15 protein-coding genes and 2 pseudogenes are annotated in these 26,635 nt (G+C 65.3%); 11 read left to right on the forward strand and 6 right to left on the reverse strand.

The window, feature by feature from the left end:
• The first annotated feature begins 202 nt into the window (after positions 1–202).
• From ACFVYE_RS37795 to ACFVYE_RS37805, 3 genes are all read left to right on the forward strand, one after another.
• On the forward strand, positions 203–2,575 hold the full coding sequence (locus ACFVYE_RS37795) for a discoidin domain-containing protein (RefSeq protein WP_383973814.1): 2,373 nt from the start codon (positions 203–205) through the stop codon (positions 2,573–2,575).
• Positions 2,576–3,011: 436 nt separating this feature from the next.
• Positions 3,012–6,398: a discoidin domain-containing protein gene (locus ACFVYE_RS37800; RefSeq protein ID WP_389608456.1), complete on the forward strand. Its 3,387-nt coding sequence runs from the start codon at positions 3,012–3,014 to the stop codon at positions 6,396–6,398.
• A 127-nt stretch (positions 6,399–6,525) separates the two neighbouring features.
• Positions 6,526–8,907: an Ig domain-containing protein gene (locus ACFVYE_RS37805; RefSeq protein ID WP_389608457.1), complete on the forward strand. Its 2,382-nt coding sequence runs from the start codon at positions 6,526–6,528 to the stop codon at positions 8,905–8,907.
• 68 nt (positions 8,908–8,975) lie between these two features.
• Here ACFVYE_RS37805 and ACFVYE_RS37810 read toward each other — a convergent pair whose 3' ends face one another.
• Positions 8,976–9,272 carry a hypothetical protein gene (locus tag ACFVYE_RS37810; RefSeq protein ID WP_383973808.1) on the reverse strand — a complete coding sequence of 99 codons (297 nt, stop codon included), beginning with the start codon at positions 9,270–9,272 and terminating at the stop codon, positions 8,976–8,978.
• Positions 9,273–9,332: 60 nt separating this feature from the next.
• Here ACFVYE_RS37810 and ACFVYE_RS37815 point away from each other — a divergent pair, with 60 nt between their 5' ends.
• The 3 genes from ACFVYE_RS37815 to ACFVYE_RS37825 all read left to right on the forward strand — a co-directional run bounded on the left by ACFVYE_RS37815 (position 9,333) and on the right by ACFVYE_RS37825 (position 14,347).
• Positions 9,333–10,712 (forward strand): glycoside hydrolase family 36 protein, encoded by a 1,380-nt coding sequence (locus ACFVYE_RS37815; RefSeq protein ID WP_389608458.1) that lies wholly within the window; start codon positions 9,333–9,335, stop codon positions 10,710–10,712.
• Between the two features lie 81 nt (positions 10,713–10,793).
• Positions 10,794–11,066 (forward strand): hypothetical protein, encoded by a 273-nt coding sequence (locus ACFVYE_RS37820; RefSeq protein WP_389608459.1) that lies wholly within the window; start codon positions 10,794–10,796, stop codon positions 11,064–11,066.
• 218 nt (positions 11,067–11,284) lie between these two features.
• On the forward strand, positions 11,285–14,347 hold the full coding sequence (locus ACFVYE_RS37825) for a TIM-barrel domain-containing protein (protein WP_383973804.1): 3,063 nt from the start codon (positions 11,285–11,287) through the stop codon (positions 14,345–14,347).
• Between the two features lie 344 nt (positions 14,348–14,691).
• Here ACFVYE_RS37825 and ACFVYE_RS37830 read toward each other — a convergent pair.
• A pseudogene (locus ACFVYE_RS37830) lies at positions 14,692–15,231 on the reverse strand (zinc ribbon domain-containing protein); the annotation flags it as partial.
• A gap of 139 nt (positions 15,232–15,370) precedes the next feature.
• Here ACFVYE_RS37830 and ACFVYE_RS37835 point away from each other — a divergent pair.
• Complete coding sequence (locus tag ACFVYE_RS37835) at positions 15,371–20,209, forward strand: discoidin domain-containing protein (RefSeq protein WP_389608460.1); 4,839 nt, start codon at positions 15,371–15,373, stop codon at positions 20,207–20,209.
• A gap of 13 nt (positions 20,210–20,222) precedes the next feature.
• Here the strand turns inward: ACFVYE_RS37835 and ACFVYE_RS37840 are convergent, their stop codons facing one another.
• On the reverse strand, positions 20,223–20,381 hold the full coding sequence (locus tag ACFVYE_RS37840; protein ID WP_389608461.1) for a hypothetical protein: 159 nt from the start codon (positions 20,379–20,381) through the stop codon (positions 20,223–20,225).
• A gap of 120 nt (positions 20,382–20,501) precedes the next feature.
• Here ACFVYE_RS37840 and ACFVYE_RS37845 point away from each other — a divergent pair.
• The 3 genes and pseudogenes from ACFVYE_RS37845 to ACFVYE_RS37855 form a co-directional block, all read left to right on the forward strand.
• Positions 20,502–20,609: pseudogene (locus ACFVYE_RS37845) on the forward strand (carbohydrate ABC transporter permease); the annotation flags it as partial.
• Positions 20,610–20,665: 56 nt separating this feature from the next.
• Positions 20,666–23,149 (forward strand): Ig domain-containing protein, encoded by a 2,484-nt coding sequence (locus ACFVYE_RS37850; protein WP_383979189.1) that lies wholly within the window; start codon positions 20,666–20,668, stop codon positions 23,147–23,149.
• A 20-nt stretch (positions 23,150–23,169) separates the two neighbouring features.
• Complete coding sequence (locus ACFVYE_RS37855; RefSeq protein WP_389608466.1) at positions 23,170–23,676, forward strand: hypothetical protein; 507 nt, start codon at positions 23,170–23,172, stop codon at positions 23,674–23,676.
• 208 nt (positions 23,677–23,884) lie between these two features.
• Here the strand turns inward: ACFVYE_RS37855 and ACFVYE_RS37860 are convergent, their stop codons facing one another.
• The 3 genes from ACFVYE_RS37860 to ACFVYE_RS37870 form a co-directional block, all read right to left on the reverse strand.
• Complete coding sequence (locus ACFVYE_RS37860; RefSeq protein ID WP_383979186.1) at positions 23,885–24,424, reverse strand: YidB family protein; 540 nt, start codon at positions 24,422–24,424, stop codon at positions 23,885–23,887.
• 372 nt (positions 24,425–24,796) lie between these two features.
• Positions 24,797–25,531 carry a hypothetical protein gene (locus tag ACFVYE_RS37865; protein WP_383978225.1) on the reverse strand — a complete coding sequence of 245 codons (735 nt, stop codon included), beginning with the start codon at positions 25,529–25,531 and terminating at the stop codon, positions 24,797–24,799.
• Positions 25,532–25,682: 151 nt separating this feature from the next.
• The gene (locus ACFVYE_RS37870) at positions 25,683–26,123 is read right to left on the reverse strand and encodes a hypothetical protein (RefSeq protein WP_383978228.1); all 441 of its coding nucleotides are present in this window, start codon (positions 26,121–26,123) and stop codon (positions 25,683–25,685) included.
• Positions 26,124–26,304: 181 nt separating this feature from the next.
• On the opposite strand from ACFVYE_RS37870, the gene ACFVYE_RS37875 reads away from it, so the two are divergent.
• Positions 26,305–26,427 (forward strand): hypothetical protein, encoded by a 123-nt coding sequence (locus ACFVYE_RS37875; protein WP_383978231.1) that lies wholly within the window; start codon positions 26,305–26,307, stop codon positions 26,425–26,427.
• Positions 26,428–26,635 lie beyond the last annotated feature (208 nt).

A 26,635-nucleotide genomic window follows, 5' to 3' on the forward strand; every position in this document is an offset into this window, starting at 1 on the left:
CACCCAAAAACCCCCCACCCCCCCAATTACGGGGGGCACACCCCCCCACCCAAAAAACAAACCCACGGCCCCCCCCCGCCCTACACCCCCCCCCCCCCCCCCGGCCCCCCGCGGGGCCGCGGCGCAGTCGGCACCTGCTCCCCTTCGCGTCACCCGCACGGATCTCCAGGAACGAATCCATCGAGAACGCTTGGAGTTTCACATGAGAGTGCGTCCAAGACAGCTGCTGTGCCTTCTCTCGTTAATGGTCACCCTGCTCGCCCTCGCCCTCGCCGCTCCCGCCACGCCGGCGAGCGCCGACCCCGTACCGGTCAACGGCAAACCCGCAGTGGTACCCGCCCTCCAGAAGTGGCAGGGCCGCACCGGATTCTTCGAACTGCGCCGGCACAGCCGCATCGTGTTCGCCGGCGCACAGCGCGACAGCCTCCGCGACCAACTCGCCACGCTCCCTGACGAGATCGAGCAGGTCACGGGGCGCAAGCCGGCCCTGTCGCCGCGCCACCCGCACAGCGGCGACATCGTGCTGTCGATCGATCCCACCCTGCCCGAAGCGGTGGACAGCGCCCGGTTCAAGGAAGAGGGCTACACCTTCACGGTCACCGGCAAGAACGTGCGGATCACCGCGCCGACCGCGAAGGGCGTCTACTACGGCACCCGTACGCTCCTGCAGATCCTGCTGCTCGACGACGGCCGTGACTCCGTCCCCGTGGGCACTGCCGTGGACTGGCCGAACTACAAGGTGCGGGGCTTCACGCTGGATGTCGGGCGGCGCTTCTTCACCGCGGACTTCATCCGGGACTACATCCGTCTCATGGGCTGGTTCAAGCTCAACGAGTTCCAGATCCACCTCAACGACAACGGGTTCAAGGGCGACCGGCCCTGGAGCGAGGCCCAGGCCGGCTTCCGGCTCAAGACCGACAACCCCGCGCTGTCCGGCCTGGCCTCGAAGGACGGAGCATACGACCGGCGCGACTGGGACTCCTTCGAGGACACTGCCGCCGCCAACGGCGTCACGATCGTCCCCGAGTTCGACGCTCCCGCCCACGCCCTCGCGTTCATCCGGTTCAAGCCGTCCCTCGGTCTGAACAACGGCGACTCCGACCACCTGGACCTGTCCAAGCCGGAGACCACCGCGTTCATGAAGTCGGTGTTCGACGAGTTCACGCCGTGGTTCCGCGGCCCGGACGTGCACTTCGGCGCCGACGAGTACCGGGTCGACAAGCCCCGCTACAAGACCTACTTCAACGACGTGGCCGCCCACATCCGCACGCTCGGCAAGCATCCGCGCGCCTGGGGCAGCCTGTCCCTGATGGCGTCCAGCACCGAGGGCTACGACCGGGACGTCACCCTCAACAGCTGGAACAACTCGTGGTACGGCCCACAGGCCGCCATGAAGGACGGCTACTCGTTCATCAACACCAACGACGCCCTGCTCTATATCGTCCCGTTCGCGAGCTACTACCACGGCCACGGTCTGGACGGTAAGTACCTCTACGACCAGTGGGAGCCCAACGTCTTCCCGGGCGGCCAGAGCGTCGCACCGAAGGACCCCCAACTCCTCGGCGCCATGTCCTCGGTGTGGAACGACCTGACCAAGTCCAGCTACACCGAACTTGACGTACACAAACTGGTCGAGCCCACCTTCGGAGTCCTCGCGCAGAAGATGTGGAGCGGCGCCAACTCGGGTGTCCCGTACAGCGATTTCATGTCGACCGTGCGCAAGCTCGGCGTGGGTACGGGGCTGACCGAGGTCGCCACGACGCTGGCCACCCCGGCCAACAGCGAGCTGAGCGCGGGCAAGCCGGCGATCGCGTCCGCGGGCACGGCCGACGCGGCGTTCGACGGGGTGAGCACCACCAAGTGGCAGAGCGGCCCGGGAGATCACGCCTGGCTCCGCGTGGACCTCGGCCGCCCGCAGACCGTCACCAAGGTCGACCTGGACTGGGCGCCCGCACACGGCCGCGACTACGCGATCCAGGTGTCCGGCGACGGTACGACCTGGACCACGGTCGCCCACCGCACGGACCGCACGTCCGCAGGGTCAGACACGCTCACCTTCGAACCGGTCACCGCCCGGTACGTGCGTCTCGTCGGCACCGAAGCTGCCCGCAAGCAGGACGGCTACGCGCTGTGGAGCATGCGTGTATTCGACGCGCCAGATCTGGCGCTGCACCGGCCGGCCACCGCGTCGTCGTCCGAAACAGCCGGTCTGGGACCGGAGAACGCCACCGACGGGGACGCCGGAAGCCGCTGGGCCAGCGCCTATCACGACGGTGAATGGATCCAGGTGGACCTGGGCCAGGTACAGAAGGTCCGCCGCGTCCTGCTCGACTGGGAGACCGCTTCCGGCCAGGACTACGACATCCAGCTCTCCGACGACGGGACGAACTGGAAGACAGCTACCGCCGTCAGGGACAAGCCTGCGGGCGCCCGTGTCGACGAACTCACCTTCGCTCCCGTGTCGGGCCGGTACCTCCGCATGCAGGGCGTCAAGCGCACGTCGTCCTTCGGCTATTCGCTCCGGCGCTTCGAGGTCCGGGCCGCGAGCCCGGCGACGAACCTCCTGCGCGGCTGAGTCGAGGTGCCGACCGGTGACGGCGCCGGTCGGCACCACAACCGATTGCATCATCCACGTAAACATGAGGTATATCGGCACATCTCGATTTGAAGGAATCGAGGAGTCGTGGACAGCAGAACTTCCTGATCGCCGGCGATCACCACCGAAGGCGGGACCACCCTCACGGCGCCCGGCGCCGCCCGTGAGGCGGTCGCCGCGGAATGCACCGCCACAGTCTCCCTGCACAGCGGAGGGCAGTTGGCCGAGGTGCCACTTCATAGACGAGCCGGTGCGAGGTCTCCGCTGGTGCTCTACCGGCAGAGCTGGTGCTGAAGCCAGCTGACGATCAGTCCCGCATTCCTGTAATAGCGGAGCACGGAATAGTCGCTTATGGAGAGAGGGCCACTCGACAGTGAGTAAAAGCTATAGAAAGATCGCTTCTTTCTTGGGAGTGATGATCGTCGCATCACTCCTGTTCGGTGTATCCGCAACGAAGCAGTCATCCGCGCAGCAAGCTGCCGGGAACGCTCCGTTCATCAACTCGTGGCTGGTCTCGGGACCGTTCAATTCGCCGGTGGTCGACAAGCGATATGACTGTGAAGCCGATGACTCGAAGACCCCGGTCGAGGGGAAGACGAAGATTACCCCGAAGGTCGGCGAGCCGTTGAGCTTCGGCAACGAAAGCAGAAAGTGGGAGTACTTCGACGACCGCATCTATAACCGGAACTACGACGACTACCAGGATCTTTACGGGTATTACTCCGTCAAGAAGGGTGTCGATACGAGGAACAAGTACGTGTACGCGCACACGTACGTCTACAGTCCGGTCGAGCAGCAGGCATATTTCAACGCCGGAGCGAGCGGTTCGTACCGGCTGTATGCGAACGACAGCTGTCTGACGACCCCAAGCACCCCGGTGGAGGTGCAGAAGGATCTGACGAAGCAAGCAGTCCAGCTGCACGCAGGCTGGAACAAGCTGATGATTCAGGTCAAGCACACCTACACGGAGGACGTGAATTCAAACGGTGTGCCGATCGCCAAGGATCAGAACGTCGCCTATCTCGGGTTCTACGGCCGGGTGGCGGATCAGAACGGCAACAAGATCGATGGTCTGGTCAATTCCGTGACAGGGCCGTCGGGGAGTCTGCAGATCGCGTCACAAGGACTCTCGACCGACGATGCGATCCATACTTCGCTTCCGAAGAACAACATGCCTGCCGGCTACAAGGAATGGCCGTACGTCTGGAACAAGTCGGCGTCCAGCAACAAGCACGGCGTCGGCGCTTCGGCTTTCCAGTTCATGGCCGCCGGCGGTGCGCCGGGCTATACATGGAAGGTCATCGACGGGAAGTTGCCTGGTGGTCTGGAGCTGAACCCTGATGGCTCCATCGCGGATGGACTGGTCGACGGGAAAGTCGATCTGAACAGCGCCAAAGGCATCGTCGGCGTCAACACCAAACCAGGCAACTACCACTTCACCGTCCAGGTGGCCGACAAGGAAGGGGACACTGCTTCAAAAGACTTCACGATCACGGTGAAGGAACGTCCGAACAAGTGGTTCGAGGAGGGCAGGGTCGGCGCACTGACCCATGCCACCCCGACGTACAACTACTTCGTGGATCCGAACTACTCCGTTGATCTATGGGCAGCGAGAGCGAAGCGTCAAGGACACTCGCTGGTGTCGATCGAATCTCTGCAGCAGAACTACTTCTGGCCGTCGAAATTCGCCGATCCGAAGCACATCAGGGCGGAATACCTCCCAAAGGACGAGAACGGAAAAATAGTAGATGGATTGAAGCAGTACGAACAGGCAGTAAAGCGGTACGGCATGAAATTCGGCCTGTACTACGGGACCGAGGGCGGCGGTTTGCAGCATTACTCCACCGATGTGTTCGTGCAGAACATGGAGGATCTCATTGGGCGTTACACTCCGGACTACCTGTACTTCGACGGTCCACAGGCAATGCCCAATGCCAACTACGACGCGATGTACAGCGCGGTACGCAACCACAGCGATGAGATCATCGTGGACTCGAATGCCTGGGGAGCAGAGTACGGCGATCCGGATGTGAGAACCGGCGAGGCGTCGGGCATCTACGCCAATGCGGGGAAGAACCATCTTCTCAAGCGGACCCCCATGGAACCGTGGAAGATGATCCACACCAAGAACATGCTCTCGCCGTACTACGGAAAGCGCGACGACTTCAGGCAGGTCACGAAAGAGATGGTGATGAATGCCGGTCGGGGCTATGTCGACAACAACGATCAATCGGTTCTCGACAGCCGGGGACCGAACTGGGACTCTCCCCAGGACATCGCCACGAGATACCCGAAGGCTGTCCAGGAGTTCATCGACGTAAGAGAGGACCTGGCCAACTGGTTCGCTCCGGAGCATGGGCCGGAGAGACACGAGTCCACGACGGGAACAACGCCGTACTTCCTGGCGGGCGCCGGCTACGAAGACGATGGACGAGGAAACTACGAGAAGTTCGCTTTCCCCAACAGCACGACTGGCCCGCAATGGGGCTATGCGACCGCCAGAGACAACAGCATCTATCTTCACATCCTGAAGGGGCCGGACGGCAAGAAGGGATTCGACGCGATCACCGACAAGTCCTTGACCATTCGTCCGGTCAAGGATCGGGTGAAGTCAGTGAGATGGTTGAACAGCGACATCCCGGTCACATCGTTCAGCCAGAAGGGCGACAGCCTGACCATCAACCTGGCCGATGTGCGGGAAGACCCGATCGACACGATCGTCAAGATCGTGACTGACAATCCTGAGCGCAAGTACAAGCTGACCGACGTCGACGTCACCGGTGAGCAGCTGGCGCCGAAGGTACTGAAGGTCAATGCCGCGGGCTACATGACGTATCCCGCGCTGAAAGACAAGCTTTCGGACGTGATCTACAGCAGCACGAACCCTGAGGTAGCGAAAGTTCGCGCCAGTGGAATCGTGCATCCGGTGTCGGACGGCACGACGAGCATCACGGTACGAGGCACTTATGAGGGCGTGACCAAACAAGGCGCGTTGAAGGTGACGGTCAAGGATGGCCTCGTCTATGCCGCCGACATGATCAGTGCATCGTTGTCGGTGGAAGGGAAAGAGGCCTACGGCGAGTTCGGCCTGAACGATGGGCTCAAGTACGAGATACAAGGCAGGTCGGCCTCAGGCGGGCCCATCGGCTTGGATGCAGCTCAGATCAGATGGCATGGCGGAATCGTCGACCTGGTCGGCGGTGACAAATACAAGCCGGTCGCCATCAAGGAAGTGGACACGTTCACGGTCAAGGGGAAAGAGATCATCACCCCGCAGGTCAAGGCACCCACGAGAGGAGTCGTCTGGGCAGACGTGACACTGGACGGTAAAACCTACCGAACAAACAAGGTCTTCATGGACCTGCTGCCGCACCGGAACCTTACGAAGGGCGCCGAAATCACGGCCGGCCAGGGGCAAGATGTGTTGTCGAACCTCACCGACGGCAGGCTCATCGATGGCGACCACTTCGATCAGTCGAAGTGGTCGGTGCCAGGAAGCGAACAGGCTTGGATTCAATTCAAGCTTCCCGCGAAGTCCGATATCGCGAACATCGACATCGACTTCAACACGTTGGATCAGCGGTACATCAACACGCCCAAGACAATCAAGATTCAAACCAGTGTCGACGGCGTGACCTGGAGTGATGCCAGTACCGTCAACGGCCCAACGGGAACTGCCTATTTCGGGTTCCACAACCAGTACCCCCTTAGCGCACAGGCCCAGTATGTGAAGTTGGTGTTCGACGGCGGCTCGAACGGGTCAACGACCGATCTGCTCGAGGTTTCCATCAACGGGAGATAGGTGACACGGCGACCGGTCGGCGTCGTGGTCTTCATCGGTGACGACGCCGGCCGGCACCACTGCACAACCGATTGCACCTTCCACGTAAAACACGAGACATATCGACACATGTCGATTTGGAGGAATCGTGGACAGAAGAAACGTCCTGATCGCCGGTGGTCTCGGTTCGCTGGCGCTCATCGCGACGTCGGCCCTCGCCCAGCCGGCGGCGGCAGCAGCAGGGCCGGCGATCACGGAGCAGGCCGGCCGCCCGTTGCGGATCAGGGCGGGATTTCTGTCGCTGGGCCTCGACCCGACAGGCCGGGTCGTCGAACTGAAGGACATACGCAAGGGAACCGACTACCTGGCGGCAGGCAAGTCACTCCCCCTGGTGTCCGTCGTGCTGGGCGACGGGAAACAGGACGTCCCCACCCAGGTGAAGGTCTCGCGGCGGGACCGGCACGTGCTGGTGTTCAGCGGCGACAAGGCGACGGTCGAGGTCAAGTTCGTCAACCACGCGATATACGCCACACTTGAGGTCGTCGGTCTGGACGCCGCACCGGGCGCGGATGTGCGGACCCTGCTGTGGGGCCCGCTGACCACCAGCGTCACCGACACCGTCGGTGAGGCCGTCGGCGTGGTCCGCGACAGCGGCTTCGCCCTCGGCATCACCCCGCTCAACGACAAGACCGTCGGCGGCTGGCCCAAGGAGTTCGACGCGTACGGGTTCGGCTCGGAGGTGAAGTCGAAGCCGTACGGGGAGGCCGGAACGCAGAACGAGTGGGGCGCCGCGGCGAAGACGTCGTGGGGCAGCATTCTGCGCGCCTACTCCTACGACTACAGCACCGTACGGACGCGCGAGGACGGCATCCGGATCGGCCCGCTGCCGGGCTTCGAAGGCCGGATCCTCGGATCGAAGCTGGCCGTGTACGGCAGCGCCCCTGATCTCGTGCTCACCGTGCTCAGCCAGATCGCGCAGGGCGAGCACCTGCCGTACCCGACCATCGACGGGCAGTGGCAGAAGGTGGCCAGGGCGACCCGGCAGCCGTTCCTGGCCCTGTCGTCCCTCGGCACCTCGAACCTCTCCGACGCCATGAAGTTCGCGAAGCAGGCGGGCATCAAGAACGTCTACTCCGTGCAGGGCGCGGCCGGTCCCTGGAAGTCGACGGGGCACTACCAGTTCAACAGCGGCTTCGGCGGCTCGGACGCCGCCGCGGCTCAACTGGTGGCGACCGCCGCCGCGGGCGGCATGCGGGTCGGCGTGCACACCCTGTCCAACTTCATCCAGGCCAATGACCCGTACATCTCTCCCACACCGGCCGACAAGCGGCTCACGGTCGGCGCGACCGTGAAGCTGACCCACGCTCTGGCCGCGTCGGACACGACCCTGTACGCCGACGGAGACTCCGGCGGCGGCGGACACATCATCGGCCACCGGCTGCGCATCGGCGACGAGTTCCTCACGTACTCCGGTGTGACGCAGGCAGGCGCCGGCGAGTGGCAGTTCACCGGCGTCCGCCGTGCGCAGTGGGGATCGACCGCGGCGGCCTACCCCGCCGGGGCCGACGCCACCCGGATCGCGGAGAACCAGTACGGCGGCGCACGGGGCGACCTGCCGATCATCGACGAGATCGCCACCCGCCTTGCCACGATGGCCAACACCAGCGGCGTCCGGAGCATCTCGTACGACGGACTGGAGGAGGTGTCCTGGAGCGGCTGGCGCGGCCAGGGTTTCGCTCACCTGGTCAACGGGATCTACCGCCGGCTCGACTCCCAGGACGGCTTCATCTGCGAGGCCTCCAACCCGTCGTCCAACTCGTGGTTCGCCCAGTCGCGGATCAGCTGGGGCGGCATCGGCTGGTCCGACTCCAACTACACGCAGGTGAATAGGAACAACAACTTCTACCGGGCCAACTTCCTGCCTGCCATGGGTGGTTCACTACCGATCGGCGGAGGTGCGAGCACGCTCGGCGTCGAGCGCAACCTGGCCCTTGGAGCGTCGATCGGCGCGAACTTCGGCTGGTTCGAGACGAGCACGGACAGTCTCGCCAAGGGATCCAACACAGCGGCGGTCCTCACCGCGGTACGCATCTGGAACTCCGCCATCGAGGCCGGCGCCTTCACGCCCGCCCAGCAGCAACTCATGACCGACGAGAAGAAGAACTGGCACCTGAGCGAGATGACCGAGGGGAAGGAATGGTCGCTGCAGGAGCTGGACTCGTCCGGCAGTCCGGTCGGCCAGGCTCAGCCGGTGCAGGCGCCGAAGCCCGGTTTCACGACACCGGAGCCGGCCGACGGCCGCGTGGGTGAGCTGTACGCGTTCAAGGTCACCTCTAGCTCGCCCCGGACGGTCCGGTACGAGGTCACATCCGGCGCGCTGCCCGCCGGACTGAGCCTGAACAAGGACACCGGCGGCATCACCGGAGTCCCCACCGCCCCGGGCACCAAGCGGTTCACGATCACCGCGCGCAACAACGGCATCATGCCCGACGCGGAGGTCACGTACAGCCTGCAGGTCACTCGCGGCTGACAACGGCCTCGGTCGGTCCATGACCGCTGAAAACAGTCAGGGCCACGACGGAAGTGTGACGACACGCCTCAGCGCTGCCCTTCGACGGCGTCCAGAGAGATGTCGTGGCCCTGGCTCGCCTGGTTCTTGTGCGCCGACACCGTGATCGTGACGGGGGCCGCACCGTCGACACTGACCCGCATCATTGCCTGGTACGGGCCGCGCAGTGCGCGCAGGGCGATCTGCCGGCCGTGATGTGCACACCTGCGGCACGACCGGGGAAGCACCACCTGCCCCGGACCCGGCGGATCGTCGTCGCGCGCGGCACCGTCCTGCGGACGACGACCCCACGACAGCCTGCTGAGCCGCGCGTTGGCCGAGGCCATCGCCCCGTCCGCCCGATCCGGGCTCCCACGCCTGTCTCCACTACCGAGGAGTTCATGACCATGAGTATTGTGACCACTGCCGAGCGCCCCGCGGCGCCGGAGACCCCGTTGATCGACGACGTGACGGTCGCGCTGCTGGGCGGTCGGTTCGCCGTCCGCGAGCTGCCCGGCGGGCTGATTGCCCTGGACATCACCGCCCCGAAGGGCACCGCCGTGGAAATCCGGCTGGCTGTTCCGCTGCGCGATGCCGTCGGCTTCTGGCATCCGGCCTGTGGCTGGGAGCGGACCCTGCTGGCGGACTGGGCGGGCAGGATCCACACCAGCTTGATCAAGGGCGCTCCCGTCGGCTGCCTCTACGAGACATCCGGCGCGACCATGCTGGCGTTCGCGGCACAAGACCCTGTCATCGAGACCGAGTTGGTCTTCGGCATCTCCGAGGCGACCAAGCGGTTCGTGGTCCATCTGCATCTGACCGCCGGGGACGGGCCATACACGCTGGCATTCGCGCCCCGCGCAACCTCCGTCGCCACGGCGCTGCGGTCGCTACGCGGCCGTCTCGCCGAGACCGCCGCCCTCCCGCCGTTGCCGACCCCCGCCGCGGGACGGGCGCCGGTCTACTCCACCTGGTACGCCTTCGGCCAGGACGTCCACGCGGACGCCGTTGAGGCCGAGGCCGCGCACGCCGCCGACCTCGGCTGCGGAACGCTGATCCTCGACGACGGCTGGGTCGCCGGCGGCAACAAGCGCGGCTACGCGTGGGCCGGCGACTGGGCGGTCGACACTGCCAAGTTCCCCGATCTGGCCGGGCATGTCCGACGGGTCAAGGAACTCGGCATGGCCTACCTGGTCTGGGTCGCCCCGCTGCTGCTCGGCCCGGAGTCGGCTGCCTGGGAACGCATGCGCGACCTTGCCCCGCTGCCCAGCCGCACGGCTCCGGGTGCCCATGTGCTCGACCCACGCCGTCCCGAAGTGCGGGCCCACATCGTGGCGCTGTGCGCCGGGATGGTCGCCGATCACGGGCTCGACGGGCTGAAGATCGACTTCCTCGACGACGCGCAGATCTACGCGGGCGACGGCGAGGACATCGGCCTCGCCATGACCGTCCTGCTCGACGAACTGCGCGTCGCACTCCAGGCGATCAGGCCCGGCATCATGATCGAGCTGCGCCAGCCCTACCTCGGCCACGGCATGGCCGCCTACGGCAACCTGCTCAGGGCCACCGACTGCCCGGCCGACGCCGTCGCGAACAGAGTCAGGACCCTGGACACCGGACTGCTCGCGCTCGGCGGCGCCGTCCACTCCGACATGCTCATGTGGGATCCCGACGGCTCACCGGAATCTGCGGCCCGCCAGCTGCTCAGCGTCCTTACGTCAGTGCCACAGCTGTCGAGCAGGCTGGACCGGCTGCGCGACGACCACCGGGCGGCCCTGGCGTTCTGACTGCGGACCTGGACCCGGCTGCGGCCGGTCCTGCTCGACGGCGAAGTGGACCCGGGCCGTCCCGACGAGCTGTACCCGATCGTGCGAGCCCGAGCGGACGGGCACCAGGTCGTCGTGCTGCATGCCGAGCGGATCGCCCCGGTCGATCTGGCGCGGACCCGGCTGGTCGAGGTGGTGAACGTCACCTCAGCGCCCCGGGTCACGCTGGACGTCACCGGCTCAACTGACGTGGAGGAAACCGTCCGGGACGCCACCGGGGCGCTCATGGGTAACCGCCGGTTCACCCTCGGGCCCGGTCTGTACTCGCTGACCGTCCCACCGTCGGGCCTGCTCTCCCTCCGCCTTCTCCACTGATCCGATGAGAGACCCTGTCGGGGACCTTGAGAATCCGTGCCAGACCTGTCCCTTCAGGTCCATGCACGCACCCTTGCACCGTGAGCGCGGCTTGACTACATTCCGTTCACGAGTCCAAGTTTCGTATATATACGTGAACTTAAAGCCGAGTCATCTCTCATGCGGGGAGCCTTCCATGGTCCTTCCGCCCCTCCTTCGAAGAACCGCAAGGAGTTGTCATGCCCAGCTCGATGAATCGCCGTCAGTTCAACCGGGCCACCGTCGGTGCCTTAGGTCTGCGTCTGACCGCGGCAGCCCTGCCGGCCTCCGCCGCCTCGGTCCTCCTCGCCGACCCCGCCCACGCCGAGGGCCAGGAGAGACTCGGCGACTACGCCGGCCACACGGCGGACACCCGCAGCCTCACCGTGACCAGCGCCACGGGCCAGCAGCTGAAGATCACCGCTTATGGCCATCAAATGGTGCGGGTCCAGGCGATCCGCGCAGGTGAGACGTTCTTTCCGGACTCGCGCTACGAGATGGTGGTGCCCGGCAACCATGCGCGGATGCGCGGAAGTCTCAGCGTCGACGACCACGACGACTCCCTCGTGATCACCACCGCCGGTCTCGACGGCATCCGGATTCTGCTGCGCAAGAAGCCCCTGCGCCTCGAGTTCCATCGCAAGCACTCCACGCGCTCCACGAAGGCCGGCAATCTGCTGGCCAAGGAGGACGACACGCGCAGTCTCGGCTGGGGCGGCCCCGACAACAGCGTGGTCACACAGGAATTCGTGCCGCCTGTGGCGGACGCGGACGAGCACTTCATCAAGGCCGGACACGGAACGTTCGGGCGGTCGCCCAGGCTCGACCGGACCGGCGATCTCGTAGCGCACAACTACTCCACCACGAGCGGCGGGCAGGCGCCCGCGCTCGTCCCCCTCTATCTGTCCAGCAACGGGTACGGCGTCTTCTTCAACACGACCTTCGACACCACCTTCAGCTTCGGCGGGAGCAGACCTTATGCGTTCTCCGCCGACGATCACAACACCGAGGGTGTCCGTCCCCAGCTGGACTACTTCCTCATCAACGGCCCGGACTTCGCCGGCCTGCTCGACCAGTACACGCAGCTCACCGGACGCCCGCGGCTGCCCCAGGCATCCATCTTCGGCCTGCAGATGTCGGACAAGAACTTCGCGAGTGTGAGCGACCAGAACTGGTGGCGCCAGAAGATCACCGAGCACCGTGCCGCCGGATTCCCGTTCGACCACCAGGTCAACGACAACCGCTGGCGACAGGGCTCGGGCGCCTGGTCGGGATCGTGGTTCGAGTTCAGCGACGAGCGCTGGCCCGACCCCGCGGGATACGAGGAGTGGGCCGCTGCCCACGGTGTCACGGTCACCCTCGACTACAACCGCAACAACTCCAACGAGATGGACGGCTGGGTCGCGGGGCCGCCGCCCGGCTACAGCTTCGACGCCGCCGACGTCACGGCGGTGAACCAGAAGGACGCGGTGCCCGACTGGACCAACCCCGCCACCCGCGCCTGGGTGTGGAGCGTCTTCTGGAAGAAGGCCTTCGACCCCACTCTGAAGTATCCCGGCGACGGCCTCTGGCTGGACGAGCCCGACGAGCTGGGACCCATCCCGTACAACGCCGACGCGGCCAACGGCTGGAAGTGGTCGGAGCTGCGCAACGCGTACTTCTTCTATCTGCACAAGGGAGTCGGCCAGGAAGGCTGGGACCCCGACACCGGCGACCACATCGGCCGCGCCAAGCGCCCCTGGAACTGGAGCCGGGGCGCCTCAGCGGGCCAGCAGCGCTACGGCCACTACTGGAGCGGCGACACCAACTCCACCTACGACGAGATGCGGATGCAGATCAGGGGAATGCAGGCCGCCGGCCTCGGCGGCTTCCCCTACGCCAACATCGACGGCGGGGGCTACCACCCCGCCGCGAACGGCCTGATCTCCGATCCCCTCTACCGCAACTGGCCGGCGGCCTGGTCGAGCCTCTCGCCGATCTGGCGGCCGCACGGCGCGGCCAACACGACGAGCGCGGGTCGGCGCGCCTCTCGCTGGCCGCTGGACCAGGGCACGGACGCGCAGGCGGACTTCACGAAGTACAGCCGGCTGCGCTACACACTCATGCCCTACATCTACACAATCGCCCACCAGGCGCACTCCACCGGTATGCCGATGGCCAGGGCCATGTTCATCGACTACCAGGACAGGGCCACCGCCTACGCGCACGACCTGCAGTACATGTGGGGCCCCTCGCTGCTGGTCGCGCCACTGACCTCGGACGGCGGCGGCAGCACCCAGGTCTGGCTGCCCGCGGGCGGCACCTGGTACGACTTCTGGAACGACACCCCGTACACCGGTTCCGACAACAGCGAACTCTCCTGTGCCACCCGCACCGGAGAGACACCCCTGTTCGTCAAGGCCGGCGCCATCCTGCCCAGGTATCCCTACGCGCAGAGCACGAAGTACATGAACAAGCGGCAGTTGGAGATGGACGTCTACTGCGGCGCCGACGGTGCGTTCTCCCTCGTCGAGGACGACGGGGTCACCGAGGACCACCAACTGGGCGAGCGGAGCGTCACCGAACTGACCTACGCCGACAAGGCGCGCAAGGTCGTCATCCGCCACCCGCGGGGAACCTATTCCGACGCACCCACCGCGCGCCGCTACGTGGTCCGCCTCCACGGTCTCTCAGCGCCCGTCGGTATGCGCGTCAACGGCGGCGCCACCCTGCCCGCCTTCACCAGCGAGGCCGCGGCGATCGTCAACGGAAGCGGAACGGTGTGGGATTCCGCCAGGAAGGTCCTGTCGGTCGTGACACCCTCGATCCCCGCGGCCGAGCGCGGCGGCGTGGCCGCGCGGATCGAGCCGAGCGGCGAGCAGCTCCCGACGGCCACGGGCGGGACCGTGCACCAGGTCGAGAGCGCCGCCCTGGACGGCGCGTTCATCGACACACGGCACCCGGATTACACCGGGACGGGTTACGCCTGCTTCGCCGACTCCTCGGCGGACGGCGCCTTCATCGAGTGGACCGTCGACGTTCCCGACGCCGGAACCAGGACGCTGACTTTCCGCTATGCCAACGGCGGCCCGAGCGATCGCCGGCTGTCCGTGTCGGTCAACGGCTCCCCTGTCGAGAGCGCCCTGCCGTTCCACCCGACCGGGGGGTGGGCCACCTGGAAGACGACCTCCCTCGCCGCCGCGCTGCCCGTGGGCAGGGTCACGATCCGCGCGACCACGGCCGGATCCAACGGCGCCCACATGGACAGCCTGACGATCCACTGACCGTTGCTTTGATCAACAAGCAATCTCAGCGATCCCGATGTTTCCACCGGAATGGTCCGTAACGGGTCATCAGAGCGCGAGGTGCGCGCCGGTGTCCTGTTGACGGTCTCCCGTTTCCTTCCCGGCCCGGGGGCTGGGGATCGCGCCACCTGCCCGCCCCGTCCCGGCCTTGCGGCGCGGGCCGGTGGCGCGGGTCTTCCGGTCGGCTCCACGGGGCTTCGACTTCGCCTTGGCGAGGTCCAGTCTCCGGCCACTCCGGTACCTGTGGTGCGGGCCGCGAGGGCGACCAGGTTGTGTCCGGCGCTGGCGTCCCGGTCCAGGACGAGGCCGCAGTTGTCGCACTCGAAGATGCGCATGCTGAGGGGCAGTTCGGTTTTCACCGCACCACAGCGGGAGCAGGTCTTCGAGGAGGGGTACCAGCGGTCGGCGACGAAGAGCCGCGTGCCGCGCCGGCAGGTCTTGTAGGTGCGCTGGCGTCGGATCTCGCCGAACGCGGCGTCCGCGAAGCGGCGGGACAGGCGCCGGTTGCGGCCCATTCCGGCGACGCCCAGGTTTTCGACGACGATCGTGCCGTACTCGCAGGCGAGGCGGGTCGTCATCTGGTGGAGGGTGTCCTCAGGGAGGTTTCGCGACCCGGTGATGGATCTCATTCCGCTCACGTTCGAAGACCCAGCATAGATCTGCTCAATGGCCAAAGCTGAGGGGCACGGAAGCCCGTCACGGGTCGACGAGAGCGCGACGCGGGACCCGTTGCGCGTGCCTGGCCATCGCCGTGCGTTCGCTTCGCTGCATGCCGGCGCGCCACAGGTACGTCCGTTAGAACCCTTGTCGGGCGAGAATAGATCTGATCTAATTCGCACGCCCTTGGAAAGGATGTGAAACATCCTGACAACCCTGAATGCAGCGGTGTGGGCAGGAGGGAGGCTTCGATCCCGCGACTTGAGGACGGCTGTGGGGGCGAATGGGCCGCTGAAGATCCACAACGGCGGGCATCGGCCATCTCGACAAGTACAAGGAGGTAAAATGAAAAATTTGCGCAAGATCCAGTGCGGCGTCGTCGCGACCGCAATGGCGCTCGCCTTTGCGGTTGGCAATGTAGTCACGGGGCCGCAAGCCCAGGCGGCTCAAACCGGAGGCACGGCACCATACCTGAACCAGTGGGTGGTCTCCGGTCCCTACACCGATCCGGTGGTCGAGCGGTCTTCCGTACCCGTTGTCCCCGCGATCGGCAAGTCTCTTGCTGACCCGGGAAGCAACGAGACCTCGACCTGGCAGTACTTCGACGATCGCATCTTCAACCGGAACTACGACGACTACAACGACCTGATGGGCTACTTCGACGTCAAGCAGGGCCAGGCCACAACCGGCAAGTGGGTTATGGCCGCAAGCTACGTCTACAGCCCGACCGCGCAGGACGTTCAGTGGCAGGTCGGCGGCTCGGGTGTGTACCGGCTGTTCGCAGACGACGCTCAGGTCGGTCAGCAAGGCAGCGTCGTGAACAGGGTCAACAAGAACGGCACGAAGTATCCCGTTCAGCTGAAGCAGGGCTGGAACAAGCTTCTGATCGAGATTCAGCACAAGAACACCGGCAAGAACAAGAACTTCCTCGGCTTCTACGCGAGACTGTGCGACGGCAACGGAGACCTCGTCCCCGGCCTGACGCACTCCGTGGCGGGACCGAATGCGTCCAACAATCAGCTGTCCGTTGTCACGACAGGCCTCAGTGTTGATCAGGAGGCGTTCAAGAAGCGCAACGCGAACACGCCGGCGAACGACTATCCGTCCAACAGCCTGCCGTACGCCTATGACGAGAACCCGTATGTCGGAATGGTCGCGACGATCGACGGCAAGCGGAACACGTCGAGTATCGCCCCGCAGGCTGCTCCGTTCTCCTTCCAGGCCGCCGGCGGAGCTCCTGGGTACAAGTGGATCGTCGCCGATGGCCAACTGCCGCCCGGGCTCACACTGGCGGCCGACGGTCACATCGACGGCACGGTCTCGGACGGTGCGCAAGGCAAGACGCAGAAGGATTACACCTTCACCGTGAAGGTGACCGACGCTCAGGGCGCCTCCGCGACGAAGCAGTACACCATCACGGTCAAGAGGAACCCGGTCGATTGGTTCATCGACGGGAAGATGTCGGCCCTGTCGCACACCACGGGGACGACGCCGAACCTCTACGACCCGAACTACAACTACGACGAGTGGGCCCAGAGGGCCAAAGAGATGGGCATGACGATGCTTTCGACAGAAAGCCTCCAGAACACCATCTACTACTGGCCGTCGCCGAATGCGAACCTGGCCCCGAGCGACAGCAACAAGCTGTACAAGTACAACGCGCTGTACAAGGCGGATGACGGCACCTGGCACGTGAAGGACCGCGTACAGCAGGCCAAGGAGGCTGCCGAGCGTTACGGTCTGAAGTTCGGTGTCTACGTCTCATCGCTGTACGAGGGATCCGAGATTCTCGAAAGCGACATCCAGAACTTGGTGGCGCGATACAACCCGTCGTACGTGTTCGCCGATGGTGGCCCCGAGTCCTATTCCAACGTCGACGTCGCCTGGAGCTCGGCCCGCAACTACAACGACCGCGTACTCATCGACGCGAACCCGAATGCGCAAACCGGCGATCAGGACATCACTCTGCACGAGCGGCCGTTCTGGAACAGCGAACCGTACAACAACGGCGGCTGGCATAACGGAGTCCTGCCGCAGGGCAGGAAGGTCGCCCATGAGGAATGGAACGACCCCTACACCACGGCCCTGGACGTCTGGACCCAATACGCCAAGGGCAATGAGCGGGACAACTGGGCCGAAGCAGCAAAAGAGCTGATCAACCAGTACGGCCACGGCTACGTCATGAACTATGACTCCTCGATCACCGTGACCCGCGGCATGGACAACTTGAGCAGCAACCTGGACAACACCAACATCTTCTCGATGGTGCCGGTCTCCTCACAGCAACTGTCGGACATGCGCGCGTCGATCGTGAAGTGGATGGACAACAGCACCGGGCCTGATCTGCGCGAGTCCATGTACGGCACCACGCCGTACACCCTGGACTACACGCGCAAGCCAGGCTGGTACACCGATCCGCAGAAGGCCATCGCTCACGGTCAGGGTCCCGAGTGGGGCTACGCCATGGCTCGTGACCAGTACGTCTACATGCACATGGTCAAGAACCAGATCTCCGGCGTGGCGAAGTCGGGCTTCAGCGGCCAGGATCGGATGAGCCGGATCGGGCCGTTCGACTACAAGGTCGACGCCGTGAAGTGGCTGAACAAGGGGACCGAGCTGCCGTTCACCATGGAGCGGGACGGCAACAAGTACTACATCAACATCGACACGTCCAAGGTGACCACGGATCCCATCGACACGATCATCAAGATCAGGACGAAGAGCCCGGTCAGAGACTACAAGATGACGAGCGTCAAGCTGTTCAGCAGCCAGACCTCGACCAAGGCCCTGCAGCTCAGGGCCGAGAGCTACATGAACGACTACACCAATGTCTTCGCGCCGGCGAAGCTCAAGTTCGCCAGCGACAACGAGCAGGTCGCAAGGGTGGGCGGCTCCGGCCGGGTCAAGGCTTTCGGCGACGGGACCGCGACCATCAAGGTGACCGCAACCTACGACGACGGTGTGAACGATCCCCAGGTCAAGACCGACACGTATCCGGTCAAGGTTCACAACGGCGCGATCTCGGCGGCACTCCCGATTGTCGGCGTGAACATGTACACGAAGGGGGCGACGTTCTGGGGACAGTTCTCCACGAACAAGGACGTCCCGGTGGCCTTCAAGGCCTTCACCCGTAAGGGCGGCACGGTCGACATCCTGGACACTTCCAAGATCAAGTACCACTACGCGACCGTCGACGGCAAGCGCGACAACGCGGCCGGCAAGGTCACGGTCACCGAGGTACCGGCCGACGAATCGCCGTTCGTCGTCGATGGCAACACCATGAAGTTCACCGGCAAGGTCGCCAAGCCGACGATGTACAGCTACTGGGCCGACATTACGGTGGATGGGAAGACCTACACCTCAACCCGGAACTACGTCACGCTCCTGCCCGATTTCAATGCCGCGGAGGGGATCGCGCCGCAGGTGTCCACCGACAGCGAGCACGCGAGCACGTTGTCCGACGGCACCATCAATGATGCGTCGGGAGGCAATTCCGAAAAGTGGGTCGCGCCGGCCTGCGATGAATCGCCGAGCATCACCTACGACCTGCGGAAGATGCAGGAACTCACTCGCGTCAACGTCTTCTTCAACCATCACATGCCGAACCCCGACAATGTGACCTACTACAACGTGCCGAAGAAGGTGAAGATCGAGTACAGCGAAGATGGCGTGAAGTGGACCAAGGGCAACGAAACGTCGGTCCTGTCTGGGGCGGGTTTGCCGAAGTCGAAGGACACGCAGGCCGTTCCGACGAGTGACACGACACTGTATGCCTGGGAACAGGAAGGCCTCTACTACAACTATCCGGTCGATCCTGACCACTCCAGCGTGCAGGCGCGTTACGTGAGGGTCTCGTTCCCCGGCGGTGGCCAGAACGGCAGCCCGGTCGACGTGCTCGAAGTCCAGGCCTTCTCCTCCAAGGATCTCACCGCGCTCGGCAGCATCAAACTGGATCCGAAGGTCGGTGCGGGTGGCCGCACCGCCGCGACCGGCGTAGCAGGATTCTCCTTCCTCGGTGAGCCGATCGACCTGGGAGCTGCAAAGCTTGCTTTCACCAGCGATGATCCGTCCGTGGCCGAAGTGGGGGCCGACGGTGTGGTAACGGCCGCAGGGAAGGGGCGCGCCAGAATCAACGTGACCGCGGAGTTGGACGGGTACCGCGCAAGCGACTACTTCTACGTCGACGTGGATGCATCCGGCCAGCTGTCCCTGCCGGTATTCCTCAAAGAAGCGAAGCTGTCGCTCAACAAGAGCGACATCAAGACAAACGAGCCGATTGTCGCAGCGGTTGAGGGAACCCTCAGCACCGGCGAGAAAGTAAACCTGTCGAAGGCGACGGTCGCCTACGAGTTCAGCGATGACCGCCTGGAGAACGTGCCGGGCAGTAACACCATCGTGCTGAAGGAGCCGATCACCGGCACATTCAAGGCGACTGCGGAAGTGGTCGTGACCTTGGATGGGGTGAAGGTGCGCTCGAACCAGGAAGCGATCGTCGCGCGCAGCACCAACATTGCCACTCAGGCAAAGGTGACGGTCTCTTCGGTGCGAGATCGAAACGGCAACCCGGACGGCAACGATCAAGACGACCGCTATCTCGGTGCGAAGGCGATCGACGGTTCCAAAGCCACCTCCTGGGCAGCGAAGAAGGCAGACCGGACTCCGTGGATCAAACTCGACTTCCCCACTGCGGTGGAGATTGATCACATCAACCTGGCCGATCGCGGAGGGTCTGGTGACCGGATCTCGGAAGGAGTCCTGGAATGGGAAGGTGGCAGCAAGCGGGTCACCGATATCCAGTGGGATGGCCAACCGGACAATGTCGTGAAACTTGATGCGCCCGTCAAGACCAACTGGGTGAAGCTCACCATCGATCCCGATGGCAATTACCAGAACCCGACCGGCGCGGAGAGCGGTTTGGCCGAGTTCCAGGTGTACGAGGCGCAGAAGGCGACGTCCATCGTCGACTTCAAGACCGTCGCAGTCGATACGAAGGTCGGCGCCATGCCTACGCTGCCCGCACAGACCGAGGCCGTCTACAGCGACGGCACGACCAAGTCGGTCGATGTGACCTGGGATCCTGTCTCGGACGACACGGTGGCCAAGGAGGGACGGTTTACCGTGGCCGGAACGGTCGCCGACACATCGGTCAAGGCGCGAGCGGTCGTCACCGTGACCGACAAGTAGCCGGCCTGACAACTCAGTTGTTGGGGGCGAAGACGATCACGCCGGCTCCCGCTGCCGCCCAGGCCAGCCTGGGCGGCAGCGGGACTCCGTCGAGCCGCTCCAGCAGGGCAGCGCTCGCGAGATAAGTGATGAACGCCGTCGGGAAGACGAAGGTCAGGCTCCACAGTGCCACCGTCCGAACGCGCCGAGCGGGTAGCGGCTGAACCGGACGCGCGGGCACTACTCCAGGCGGCACTGCGCGCCGCATTGGAATAGCCAGATCTTCGAACTTGAGCGGTGCCCGCCGGGTCTTGCGGTGTTCGCTTTCATGCTGCTGGCCACACTGCCCGTTCTGGCCTTCTACCTCGCGTTTCAGAAGCACTTCGTCCGTGGCCTGACCGGTGGTGCCACGAAGGGCTGACCGGCACAAGCGGCCGGTGCCGCGCAGTTTCCGTCAAAGATGACAGGAGCACCAACATGCAGTTCTCAAAGAGCACGCCTTGTTTCCAGCACACCCCGCGCAGAGCTGTACTTCGCGGAGGCGCCGGTGCGTTGGCAGCCGCGATGCTGCCCATCGGCGCCCTGACTGTGGTCGGGGCACAGTCGGCGCAAGCACTCTCCGCCGGTATGGCTCCGTCGATCGAGATCGGGGCCGGCTATCTGAAACTCAAGCTGGACGCGGCCGGGACGATCGTGGGACTCGTTGACGTCAGGACCGGGGTCGATTACATGGCGTCCGATCGTGCCGCGTCCCTGGTGAGCCTGGTGGTCGACGGCACACAGCAACGGCCGACCGTGGTGAAACGGTCCGGGCGCGGCGGCCGGATTCTCTCGTTCAGGAACACGGCGGCGAACTGGACGATTCAGGTGGAGGTGGTCGGCAAGGCCGGCTACACCACGTTCGAGGCGGTCGCCGTCGACGCGCCGAAGGGCGTCGATGTGCAGACCCTGCTGTGGGGCCCACTGGCCACGTCGATCTCCGAGACGGTCGGCACATCGGTGGGCGTGGTCCGCGACGACGATTTCGCCGTCGGGCTCCGTCCGCTGACCGACCGTACCGAAGGCGCCTGGCCGCAGGAGTACCAGGACATGGGCTGGGAGAGCGAGGTTGACCACGACCCGGACCACGTGAGCGTGGGTTCTCTGGAGGAGTGGAGCGCGGCAGGCGTGACCCCCTGGGGTTCCGTACTGCGCGCCTTCACCTTCGACTACACCAAGGAACGCCAGCGCAAGGTAAACGGTTATCCGATCCCGGTCGGGCCGCTGCCCGGCCGCGACGGCAAGATCGCCGGTTCCAAGATGGCACTCTTCGGAGCCGCGCCTGAGGCGACGCCGACGATCCTGTCCTACATCGCGGCGGGCGAGAAGCTGCCCTACCCAAGACTGAACGGTCAGTGGCAGAAGGCCTCACAGGCGAGCAGCCAGTCGTGGCTCGTGCTCGGCGACCTGAAGACCGACAACATTCCGGCGGCGGCCCGATTCGCCAAGGCGGCCGGCATGAACCGCATCTACTCACTTACCAGCAGCTACGGCCCATGGGAGTCGAGCGGCCACTACAAGTTCGACTCGAGCCTGGGCGGGAGCGACGCCGGGGCCGCGGCAGCCGTGGACATCGCCAAGGCCAACGGCGTACAGCTCGGCGTACACACCCTGTCGGACTTCATCAGCACCGGCGACGAGCCCTACGACTGGGCCTGGTTCCCGCGCGACGACTACCTCACGCCACCCGCCGACGACCGGCTCGTGACAGGGGGCAGCGCCTCGCTCACCCGCTCGTTGACGGCCGGCGACACCACCGTGTACCTCGACTCCGGCGCGCTGCTTGCTGCGGGAGTGCACCACAGCTACTTGCGCATCGGGGACGAATTCGTCAGCTACGAAGCGGCCGAGCAGGTCGGGAACGAGTGGAAGCTGACCGGCCTGGACCGCGCCCGATGGGGATCGGTCGCGGTCTCACACGCTGCGGGCGACCACGCCGCCCGAGTCGTGGCCAACAGCTACGGCGGCGCGATCGGTAACCATGCCGTCCTCGACGAGATCAGCGACAGGCTGACCACCGCGTGGAACAACACCGGCATCACCGGTATGTCGTGGGACGGCCTGGAGTCGGCATCGGAGTCCGGCTGGGGCGCATACGGCATGGCTCACCTCGTGAACAAGACGTTCCGGCGAACCAATGCCAAGGACCGATTCATCTCCGAGACCAGCCGGATGACCTCGAACACCTGGGACGCGCTGACCCGGGCCAGCTGGGGCGAAGTCGGCAGCACCTCGATGGAGCAGGTGTTCAAGAACAACAAGTACCTCCAGGCGAACTACCTTCCCGGAATGCTCGGCTGGATCAGCCTCAAGGGCTCGGACAGTCTGCTCACCATGGAGTGGAAGCTGGCTCGAGGCGCCGGTCTGAACGCCGGGGCGGGTTTCCAGAGCTCGGTCTCCAGCCTCGTGTCGGGCGGGGAGAACACCACGCGGCTGCTCGATGCCATCCAGCAATGGGAGACGGCCCGCAACCTGGGTGCGTTCACCGCGGAGCAGCGGGCGCGGTTCCGCGACCTGACGACGAACTGGCACCTGACCGTGGTCGAGCCGGGCAAGCGATGGTCTTTGCAGGAGTTGGACGCTGACGGCAAGCCGGTCGGCGCCCCCCAGGCCGTCGTCGCTCCGACCCCGAAGCTCGACGCCGGACCGCTGCTCGCGGCGGCCAAGGGACACCTGTACGAGGCGACCGTGAAGACCAACACGCCGGCGACCACGCGATACGCGGTGACCTCGGGAGCCCTGCCCGCGGGACTCGTACTCAACGCCGACACCGGAGGGATCGTCGGAACCCCGGTCACCCAGGGAACGGCGCGGTTCACGATCACGGCATACCAGAGCTCCGGCCAGCCGCGGGCCCAGCGCGACTACGAAATCGACGTGGCCAGTGAGTCGGTCGAGCGCGGCGGATCACCGTCACGCTGAAAGAGACCTGTACGTACAAGATCGAGCATCGGCTGTTCTCCCATATCACGATGAACTGGCGAGGCCGCCCGCTGACCAGCCACGACGTTGTTGTCAACGCCATCGCCGCGACCCGGACCCGCAGCGGGCTGCGGGTCGAAGCCGAACTCGACACCTGCCGCTACCCCCTGGGCATCTCGATCAGCAAGGCCCAGCTGAAGAGCTTGCCGATCGAGTACCACAACACGCACGGCATCTGGAACTACACCGTCCGGCCCGCCGGCCATCTCAACGAGGAGCCCGCGCAGGTCACGGACCACGACACAGCCCGCCGACAGGTGCTCGATCTGCTGGCCGAGCCTGCCCTGACTGGGATGAGCCGCGACGAGATGGCGGCCCTGGCAGGGAAGCTCGCACCCGAGCTGGGCTCACTGCGCGAGGAACGACTGCACCGCAAGCGTGGCGGTCCGCGCCGCCCCCCGTCCAGCCTGCCCGTGACCTTCACCAAGGCAGCAACCACAACTCCCACCAGACCCTCGTCCCAATAGCCGTCCCACCGTGCCACCGCCCGCCCCTCGTACTCGTGCACCGGAGGTAGATCATGACGTCACAGCAGAGCACTGCCGCACATCCCCGTCCTGCGCCTGGACCCCACCGGCGCCGACCACCAGGGCGAGGCCGCACGCGCGGGCGGAGCCGCTCTTCGTTTCGGGTGTGTCGCGTGGTCAATGCCGCCGCCCGCGACCTTGCCTCGGCCTACACCGGGGGCACGGCGTCGAACATCATCGTCACGGCGCCGGTGTAGTCGCCCGGCGTGAAGTTCATCCCCTTCGCGCTGATCCTCAGTGGGGCCCTGTAATTGACATCCGATTCCGCTTCCCCGACCACCATCTGGGGTGTCAGCGTCAGTTCACGGGCGCGGACGCCGCCAGCACCGTCCTGCGTGAGGGCCGGTCCGGCACGGCCGTCGGGGGATGCCGTGTCGATCAGTTGAGGGAGAGCGACCGCGATCTTCGCGGCGAGGTCGGCGGGCTCGTGTCCAAGGGATTCGGCGCTTTGGGCGAGTGCGTCCTCCCCGATGACCAGGGTGATCTGTTCGGCGGTCACCGGCTCGTTGGGCCCGGAGCCGATCCAGGACCGCAAATGCGGTTCCAAGCCGGCGTCCGAGAGGTCCTTCACAGAGATCGACAAGGTCACCGGCGACACATCGCCGTCGTTGGGCGAAATCACGGGACCGGTCACGGAGTGATCTTTTCCCTCCACGGGTGCGGGACCTCGGCCTGTCAGGTCTCCCATGTCCATACCTCCTCGTAGCCGGCACGATGCCGCCCTGATTTGATCTTCCTCTACTGCTGTGACGCTCGTTGTCGCTTCTGTCGAAAAGTCCCCATATGACAGAACACCAGTCTGCTCACGCCCGGCGGCACCCGGCGCTGGCCCGGCTCCGGCCGGGCTTGGGGCTGGGTACACCGCTTGCCGTCGTCGGGTCCAGGCACAGTGCGGGCGAGGGGTGGCGACGGGAGTGGTTCATCATGGCGGCCCAGGTGCCGCAGGCCGACAGGCTGCTCATGGGCCCCGTTCGGATCCTCGCCGGGTGCACGCGTGCACCCGGCGAGGTTCCAAGTGGTTCCGACTCCCCCGGGCGAGGCCCGTCGGGCGGGGGGCTGGTCAGCCCAGTTGCTGGGCGTGCAGGCCCGTGAGGTGCTCGTAGGCCTGATCCTGGTTCGGGTAGAGGACCTGGATGTCGATGAGGAGGGGCGTATTGGGATCGACGGTGTGTCCGCCGCCTTGGGGAGAGCCGAGCATCACTGCACCGTCACTGCCGTTGCGGAGGATCTCGCCCCAGAAGTTGTCGGTGAAGCTCTTGGACAGTGAGGTCCCGTCCGGCAGGTCACCGAAGCCGACGGCCCATTTCATGACGCGGGTTTCCGCGGCATGCATGGTGAGCCGGTAGGAGTAGACGTACCCCGGTCCTTCGGGCCAGGGGGGCGTCCGAAGCTCCTGTTCGACGCGCAGGTTCCCCACGAAGCGGGACGCCAGTGCGGACTGGGCCTGGTCGTTCCAGGAACCGTTGGGGCTTCCGGCCATGGGAATGGCCCGCAGGTCGGCAATCGAGGTGCCCGCGTCTACCGGCAGCGAGTGCCCCTGCTGGTTGGCGGCCGAGAAGAGGGCGTTGTCCTCAGTGGTGTTGTTGACGACGGAGCTCACCCCGTCGCCACTGTGGTCGAACCCGTACTCGGAGAAGTCGTTGATGTACGCGCCCATCGGAATGGCGAGGATCTTGTCGCCGCGCCCCGGGGTCTGACCGGCGTTGAGGCCACTGCCCCGGTAGAGGCAGAAGTTCCCCTCGGGGCACGCCCCGGCTCCCTGACCGTAGATCAGCTTCGGTTCGTTGTCGCTCACTGCGCTCCCTTGATCGTTAACGGGCTGACGCGGCTGTCCCGGGTTCGACGGACTGTGGCTGTCCCGTGCTGCCGGCAGGCGGAGCCCGGCGCATCACAAGAACCGAAACGGCACAGACGCCCGACCGACACACTATGCGATCTTGAAGCTACTAAACGTAGCGACGTGTGCGGTGTGCACGCCGCGTCACTCCTGATCCGTGACGTCCGGAGCGGGCGGAACGCCCGTTGATGTCCAGGTAGGTGCCACTGGAGTACTGGTTGACGAGGTAGACGACGTCGCCGCTGGTGACGCGGGTGCCGTTGGCCTTGCCGGTGGCGGAGACGATCTCCCAGACCAACGTCTTGGGACCGCGGCTGTTGGGAGTCTCGTTGGTGCTCACGTCGTAGGTGGCCCCGGATTGCGCAGAGCGCCCGTTGGTGTCCAGGTAGCCGCCGTCGCCCTGGTACTGGTTCTGCAGCAGGATATTGCTGCCGTAGGTCAGTTCGTTCAAGGCCGCGGAGCCGGCCGCCGCCGGAGCGGTGAACGTGGCCGCCACGGCGGCGAGAACGGCCATGCCCGCGAGGGCGGGCATAGCGAAGCGGATGCGCATGGGTCTTCCTCTGCTGTCTACGGAGGGGCGGGCGCGCGGCACTCCTGGGAGAGGGGGTTTTCCCGCCGACCCCATATCGACAACATGTTCGATGACAGCGCACGCACAGTCCGGACTGGGATGGGGCCCAGGTCGCGACTGCGGGGCGGGGGGGTGGGGTGCTCATGAGCGACTGCACGGGGTGGGCGGTGTCGAAGCCGTAGCGGCGGGCGAAGGCCGGCCAACGCGGGTCGCCGCGCTCACCCTCGGTCGCGGGCAGCCCGTACTCGTGGACGACCTGGTCGTAGGTGAGCAGTACTGGTGAGGAGGCAGTGTTCCGACCCTGCGCTATTCCTCTCCTTCTTGCACCCGGCAGCGGCCCTGGTCCCGGATCTTCGGGGTGGAGTGCCAGGGTTTCCCTGGCGGCGGCATCCCCGTGACGGGATGCCGGGGGGATGGACGAGACGCTGTTGAAGCGGCCGGACGAGGCGTTGCACACTCAACTCTGCTGCGCATTTCGCTGGGGCGTGCGG

The organism is Streptomyces sp. NPDC058239, from assembly GCF_042882185.1.
GTDB lineage: Bacteria > Actinomycetota > Actinomycetes > Streptomycetales > Streptomycetaceae > Streptomyces.

What these genes read in the sequence shown, in the direction of transcription:
- ACFVYE_RS37825 (WP_383973804.1), top strand. Translation starts at nt 11,285, where the DNA reads ATGCCCAGCTCGATGAATCGCCGTCAGTTCAACCGGGCCACCGTCGGT.
- ACFVYE_RS37815 (WP_389608458.1), top strand. Translation starts at nt 9,333, where the DNA reads ATGAGTATTGTGACCACTGCCGAGCGCCCCGCGGCGCCGGAGACCCCG.
- ACFVYE_RS37870 (WP_383978228.1), bottom strand. Translation starts at nt 26,123, where the DNA reads ATGCGCATCCGCTTCGCTATGCCCGCCCTCGCGGGCATGGCCGTTCTC.
- ACFVYE_RS37800 (WP_389608456.1), top strand. Translation starts at nt 3,012, where the DNA reads ATGATCGTCGCATCACTCCTGTTCGGTGTATCCGCAACGAAGCAGTCA.
- ACFVYE_RS37835 (WP_389608460.1), top strand. Translation starts at nt 15,371, where the DNA reads ATGAAAAATTTGCGCAAGATCCAGTGCGGCGTCGTCGCGACCGCAATG.
- ACFVYE_RS37810 (WP_383973808.1), bottom strand. Translation starts at nt 9,272, where the DNA reads ATGGCCTCGGCCAACGCGCGGCTCAGCAGGCTGTCGTGGGGTCGTCGT.
- ACFVYE_RS37860 (WP_383979186.1), bottom strand. Translation starts at nt 24,424, where the DNA reads ATGGGAGACCTGACAGGCCGAGGTCCCGCACCCGTGGAGGGAAAAGAT.
- ACFVYE_RS37850 (WP_383979189.1), top strand. Translation starts at nt 20,666, where the DNA reads ATGCAGTTCTCAAAGAGCACGCCTTGTTTCCAGCACACCCCGCGCAGA.
- ACFVYE_RS37795 (WP_383973814.1), top strand. Translation starts at nt 203, where the DNA reads ATGAGAGTGCGTCCAAGACAGCTGCTGTGCCTTCTCTCGTTAATGGTC.